Origin of the sequence: Leucobacter soli (genome assembly GCF_042659205.1) — a bacterium.
In the GTDB taxonomy this organism is placed as follows: Bacteria; Actinomycetota; Actinomycetes; order Actinomycetales; family Microbacteriaceae; genus Leucobacter; species Leucobacter soli.
This window is the reverse complement of the sequence record NZ_JBHSRW010000161.1, coordinates 1-5,248: the sequence shown is the minus strand read 5'-3', so window position 1 is coordinate 5,248 and position 5,248 is coordinate 1. Positions and strand designations below refer to the sequence as shown.

General features: G+C 62.6%; 9 protein-coding genes and 1 tRNA gene. 6 read left to right on the top strand and 4 right to left on the bottom strand.

What is annotated here, in order from left to right:
* Together ACFPZL_RS09650 and ACFPZL_RS09645 are read left to right on the top strand one after the other, a co-directional pair.
* Positions 1-309 (top strand): hypothetical protein (locus ACFPZL_RS09650; RefSeq protein WP_382335234.1); only part of this gene is annotated, 309 nt, incomplete at its 5' end.
* A gap of 135 nt (positions 310-444) precedes the next feature.
* Positions 445-529: transfer RNA gene (locus ACFPZL_RS09645), tRNA-Tyr, on the top strand.
* 66 nt (positions 530-595) lie between these two features.
* Here the strand turns inward: ACFPZL_RS09645 and ACFPZL_RS09640 are convergent.
* The 4 genes from ACFPZL_RS09640 to ACFPZL_RS09625 all read right to left on the bottom strand — a co-directional run bounded on the left by ACFPZL_RS09640 (position 596) and on the right by ACFPZL_RS09625 (position 3,685).
* Positions 596-1,744: a tyrosine-type recombinase/integrase gene (locus ACFPZL_RS09640; RefSeq protein ID WP_218116418.1), complete on the bottom strand. Its 1,149-nt coding sequence runs from the start codon at positions 1,742-1,744 to the stop codon at positions 596-598.
* The gene (locus tag ACFPZL_RS09635; RefSeq protein WP_218116419.1) at positions 1,744-2,193 is read right to left on the bottom strand and encodes an ImmA/IrrE family metallo-endopeptidase; all 450 of its coding nucleotides are present in this window, start codon (positions 2,191-2,193) and stop codon (positions 1,744-1,746) included. Before ACFPZL_RS09635 ends, ACFPZL_RS09640 begins: the two co-directional genes overlap by 1 nt.
* 26 nt (positions 2,194-2,219) lie before the next feature.
* On the bottom strand, positions 2,220-3,230 hold the full coding sequence (locus ACFPZL_RS09630; protein WP_218116420.1) for a P63C domain-containing protein: 1,011 nt from the start codon (positions 3,228-3,230) through the stop codon (positions 2,220-2,222).
* 110 nt (positions 3,231-3,340) lie between these two features.
* Positions 3,341-3,685, bottom strand: a complete 345-nt coding sequence (locus ACFPZL_RS09625; RefSeq protein WP_218116421.1) for a helix-turn-helix domain-containing protein — start codon at positions 3,683-3,685, stop codon at positions 3,341-3,343.
* A 95-nt stretch (positions 3,686-3,780) separates the two neighbouring features.
* Here ACFPZL_RS09625 and ACFPZL_RS09620 point away from each other — a divergent pair, with 95 nt between their 5' ends.
* Genes ACFPZL_RS09620 through ACFPZL_RS09605 form a run of 4 tightly spaced genes read left to right on the top strand, consistent with a single transcriptional unit; the run spans position 3,781 to position 5,190 of the window.
* Positions 3,781-4,041, top strand: coding sequence for a hypothetical protein (locus ACFPZL_RS09620; RefSeq protein ID WP_218116422.1), 261 nt, complete (start codon positions 3,781-3,783; stop codon positions 4,039-4,041).
* Positions 4,038-4,274 (top strand): helix-turn-helix transcriptional regulator, encoded by a 237-nt coding sequence (locus ACFPZL_RS09615; RefSeq protein ID WP_218116423.1) that lies wholly within the window; start codon positions 4,038-4,040, stop codon positions 4,272-4,274. Before ACFPZL_RS09620 ends, ACFPZL_RS09615 begins: the two co-directional genes overlap by 4 nt.
* Positions 4,271-4,471 (top strand): hypothetical protein, encoded by a 201-nt coding sequence (locus ACFPZL_RS09610; RefSeq protein ID WP_218116424.1) that lies wholly within the window; start codon positions 4,271-4,273, stop codon positions 4,469-4,471. Before ACFPZL_RS09615 ends, ACFPZL_RS09610 begins: the two co-directional genes overlap by 4 nt.
* The gene (locus ACFPZL_RS09605) at positions 4,468-5,190 is read left to right on the top strand and encodes a phage antirepressor KilAC domain-containing protein (RefSeq protein ID WP_218116425.1); all 723 of its coding nucleotides are present in this window, start codon (positions 4,468-4,470) and stop codon (positions 5,188-5,190) included. Before ACFPZL_RS09610 ends, ACFPZL_RS09605 begins: the two co-directional genes overlap by 4 nt.
* Positions 5,191-5,248 lie beyond the last annotated feature (58 nt).

Below are 5,248 nucleotides of genomic sequence, written 5' to 3'. Positions count from 1 at the left end.
TCGGGCGCGGGGTCCGGATCCGGCGTCGGCGCGGGGTCCGGTCTGACCGTCGGGGTGACGGCCTCCGGCATTGAGCGGGTGCGTCTGATCGGCGGGGATCCGGTGCGTGCCGCGGAGTGGCTCGGTGGCCAGGATCGCCTGCCGCTCTGGGCGGAGCCGGTGACGATGGCCGGGCCGGTCGAGCTGCTGGTGTTCCTGCGCGAGCAGTCGCTCTCGATCGCCGCGCACCGCTATGGACTCGCACTGCCGCTGGAGGGCGTCGACGAACGGCTGGCGGAGCTCGACGCCGGGGCGTTGCCGGCGGGCTGATCCGGATCCTCGCGCCTGCGCGCGAATCCGCGCGATCCCGAGCGCTGCGGCAGCCGTGGCGCGCGATTTCCGTTCGAGCCGATCGGGCGACTATGCTTGTGTGCTGGTCGTGCATCTTTGCGACGCGCGGCCGATGGCGGGTTACCCGAGCGGCCAAAGGGGGCTGACTGTAAATCAGCTGGCACTGCCTACGGGGGTTCGAATCCCTCACCCGCCACCAAGAAAAGCCCGGTCAGAAGCACATTCTGGCCGGGCTTTCTTTTTGTCTTAACGGTTTAGTCTGCGTTTAGTCTGCGCTTTCAGGGAAAAGCTCGTCGATCACCGCAGCGGCTTCCGGGCCCCGCTTGGCCTGCTCGACGTAGTACTTGAGATTCGCCAACCCGGTATGCCCGAGCTGATCCCGTGCCGCCTCAACCCCCAACCGCTCCGCGACATGCGTCGCGACCGCCTTCCGATACAGCCCGGGCTTCAGCCCCGCGAACTCACTCCCTTCAAGCGCCTGGCGCCACTCCCTCCGCATCGCGTCGGGCCACCTTGGAGTGTTCACCTCGGACGGGAAGACCAACTCGCTACGGGCGTCGATGCGCCTGCGAAGGAGCATCCCGGCGACTGCGTGGGGGAGCTCGAGGTCACGGATCTGCTTGTTCTTCGTGTGCAACTGGATGACGAGCTTGCCCTCAAGGTTCTTCACTACCGTCCGGTCGATGCGGACGGTGAGCGGCTCGGTGTCGAGAGTGAGGCGAGGCCAGCCGATCGCGAGTACCTCTGCAGTGCGGCAGCCTGTCGCCGTGTACATGTCGATCGTGTCAGTCAGACTCCCGTTCCGAGGGTGCTTGCCGATCAGCTTCCGGTCCCATGCCTGCAGGAGACGGCGTATCTTTGCGAGGTCGCCGGCGCGCAGGACCTGCACGTCGGGAGCACCGCGGGCGACGGTCCGGGTCTCCCTGACGGGGTTCTGGTCGAACACCTCGTCGAGAACTGCGAGGAGCATCATGCTCTTGAGAACCGTCCGCACTGACCGTGCCGCTCCGGGGTGCTTCTTCGCGACCGCCTGGACGTAGCGGTCCAGCCTGCCAGGGGTGGCTTCGGAGAGCTTGACGCCGCCAAGGCCTGCGCGAATCGAGTTGAGTTTCGACTTGTAGGTCAGTTTGGTCTGATCGCCGAGCTCGGTGTCGGCGAGCATCTCGGCTTCGTAGATATCAGCAAGCTCACTGATGCGGGTGTCTTTACTGATTCGCCCGAGGGCTGGCTTCGCGCGTTCTGCGAGCGCTTCAAGGAGCGCCGTCTTCGCTTTGCTCCTTGACGGGCCGGTGCGCAGCACTGGGCGGCTGCGGCCATCGAAGTCGCGGAACAGGGCGTAGGCGGCGGGCTTCCCGGATCGGGTGGTGTAGTTGATCTCCCCCCATGCGCCGATCGGTAGTGGCGGGCGCCCCATCAGGCAACCTCAAACTTCGCGGACCAGTTCCCGGCGCCGAGCTTCGCGCCGATATAGACGTGGTCGCCGATCCGGTGGAGCGTGCGTTCGTATGCGATCACTAGGCGCTCGAGCACGCCGAGGTCCTGTGCGATCCACTCTGTATGGGTGCCGAACTTTTCCTCGGCGATGCGGTACTCCTCGGGGTCGATGAGGAAGTGTGCCGCCCATTCGTCTGCGCGGTTCTCGCTGCGGCGAGGGAGTGCGCCGAACATGTCTGGCTCGTCGCCGTGGTAGTCATGCGCGAGCTCGTGGGCCAACACGGATCGTTCCTTCCGGTAGAGCATGCCTGGCTGAAGCCGGATCGTGCGGGTAGGGCGGTGGTAGTCGCCGGCCCTACCGAGGTCACGCAGATCGCAGTACTCGATCTGCACGCCACGCGCCGTTGCGTAGTCGTATAGCTTCTGCACTTTCTGCTCCTTCCCGAGAGGGGGATCTATAGCCCGATGCCATCGTCCTCGAACAGGGGCGGGGGCATGTTGGGATCAATAATCGGGTGTACCTTGTCGAGCATCGCGATGAAGCTGTTCCAATCTTCATTGAGTCTCATCACCGTGGTGACCGATGCGATGTGTTCTCGAAGCTTCGGGTGGCCAACATCTTGGGTCAACTGCTGGTGCATTCTCGCGCGCTTCTTCTTCGCATCGCGCTCACGTTCCGCTTTGATCTCCTCGAAAACTCCGGGAGCGATACGTCGATAGACGATGTTATTGGTGAGATTGCCGAAGTACTGCGGCTTCTTTACCGAGCTGGGATCAAACGGAATTCCACGCAAGCGGCACATTTGCTTGTAGAACTGCGGGTCGAACGTCTTCACCCACGGCTGCAGTTCCTCTGCAACATAGGCTTCGAGAATCGTGGCCAGCGCATCTTTCGCACGCTGCTCTTGATACCCGGTGGCTTCATCGACAAGTGCTGTGATACCCACGATTGAGAGACCGCGAACCAATACCTCGGCGGCTCTCGCAGTCGCTACTTGATTCGGCGGGAGCGCCTTCGCGTCATTCGCTGAGAGGTAGACATTGCAGAGCTTCGGCAGGAGTTCTGCCCGGTATCCACTTGCCTTAAAGCCGCTCGGGTGTTTGAAGGGGATCGGCATCGCGTCTGAGATGATCTCGTCTGGGATGAACGGCCTGAGAGCCTTACCTTGGAGAATGGGCGGAAGTTCGGCGTCGCCGTCTTTGTTCCCAGCAAGTCTCGGGCTGCGGCCGAGAGCGGTGAGGAGGCTTCCTTGCGTGAGCACGCGGGTGCCGTCGCTGAGGACATAGCACTCGATCGCCTGATCTCCGATGCGGATCGGTCGGTCGGGAGACCCCGCAATGATCTCCTTCGGCGGTTCGCTGTTCCACCTTGCTTCGGCAGCTCTTCTTGCTGAGGCCGAGCGTTGCTCTGGACTCAGCTTTGAGGCGAGGGCTTTCCCTCCCGCGCTGCCCTTCATCTCACTCATCGCTCGCCGCCCCTTCGTTAGTCTTCTTGCGTGCTAAGTGTCAATGTAGCACGCATTATGTGAGAAATGCGTGCGTATCTCTATCGGTTTCCAACTAGGCGCTCGCCCGTCTACTCGGGGAGGTCGGCGCCGTCGTCGCCATTGTCAGTGAACGCTGCGCGCGGGAGTTCATCGGGGGCATCATTCTGCAGGAAACGTCCGACAGTGACGGGAGCGATGTGCTCTTCGCTGGCGTTCTTGAACACGATCATCGGGTCTAGGCCAAGGGCGTTTGCTAGAGCGTCCACGTCTTCGGTTGTGAATGACGTTTCGCCTCGCATCTTTCTGAAGTAGGACGACCTGCGGATACCAGAGCGGGAGATGAGGTCTTGGACGGAGATGCCCTTGTCTAGTCGAGCGTTCTCGATCTCCGCAATCACCCGTTGAGTGAAGCTGGATTCGTATTTCGCGTTCATGTGAACAGAGTACCGATTATTGGGACTTTTGTAAATGCGTGCCGTTTTGGGTTGCAGTCGAGTGCCACATATGGCACTCTGGGGGCATGCCAAAAATGGGACTCGACGAAACATCAGCTCGGATCATCCGCGCAGTCAAAGCAGAAGCGGCGCGGCGCGGTGTTACGGGGAAGGCTCTCGCGGGGGCACTGGGGCGGGACAAGAAGTACGTCTACGAGCGGTTCCGGTTCGAGAAGCCGTTCGCCACTTCTGACCTCGAGCCCATTGCCTCCCGGTTGGGAATCACCGCTGCCACGCTGTTTGCGTCAGCGGCGCTCGAAGAGCAGGTTCAGGCTCCTGAGGTGGCCGCAGCATGAGCGCCCCGACGATGGGCTACGCCGGCACTCCCTACGAGCCGACGTGGACGACGAAGCAGGTTGCCGAGTTCCTCGGCCTCGCGGTGCAGACGGTTTACAACCTGCGCTCCGCGGGCGAGCCGGACTTCCCGAGGCCGCGGAAGCAGGGCCGCCTCAACGCGTTCATCCCGTCTGAGGTTGCCGCCTACCGGGCGAAGGTCCTCAACATCCAGGACGAGGGGGTCACGCGATGAGCGCGGTAGTTGAGTTCAACAAGGGGCGCGACCAAGTGAGCGCGGTCTGCCGGAACTGCCCAGACCACCGAGGCGACCTTAGCAAGGGTCACTTCAAGGTGTCCTACCCGACGCGCACCGTCGAAGGCGTGAAGCGTGCGCAAGCTCGCGTCGCTGACCACAACAAGGTCAACCATGCGGAAGAGGTCGCAGCATGAGCGCACTCAGTAGTTTCGAAGATCAGCTCGACGACCTCAAGATCATCACTCTCACGGATGGTGAGGTGTGGTCGGCACGTGATCTGATGCCGTACGCCGGGTACAAGGCGTGGCAGGACTGGTCGAGGGCGATCAACCGGGCGATCGAGTCGGTGAACGCGAGCGGGTTGGACGCTGCGGAACATTTTAGGGGCGCACCTAAAACATCCCCGATGCCGAACGGTGGCACCAAGCAGATCGAGGATGTCGAACTGACCCGGTACGCCTGCTACATCCTCTTCCAGAATGCAGACGCGAGAAAGCCGGAGGTCGCTTTGGCGCAGCAGTACTTCGCGGTGAAGACACGCGAAGCAGAGACTGCGCCGGCCGTGGCCCCGACCGGGCCCGAACTGCTCGCGCTCGCCGTGATCGAGGCGCAGCAGATGCTCGCAGCGAAAGATCAGCAGATCGCCGAGCTCGCGCCTCGCGCTGACGCATGGGATGAGCTCGCATCCGCTGACGGCGACTACGCGGTTGCCGATGCGGCGAAGATGCTCGCCCGGGCTGGTGTCGAGATTGGGCCGCAGCGACTTTTCAACGCGCTCGCGGACCTGTCCTGGATTTTCCGTGGCCCGCAGGGGAAGTGGCGCGCCTATCAGGACAAGGTGGACGCGGGTTATCTCGCTGAGTTGCCGCAGTCGCATCATCATCCGCGGACGGGTGAATCGTGTCGTGTTTGATGGAGGGTAATCCTGTACCGAAAGGAACCCCCGGCATCATGCCCGTCCCATACCCCGC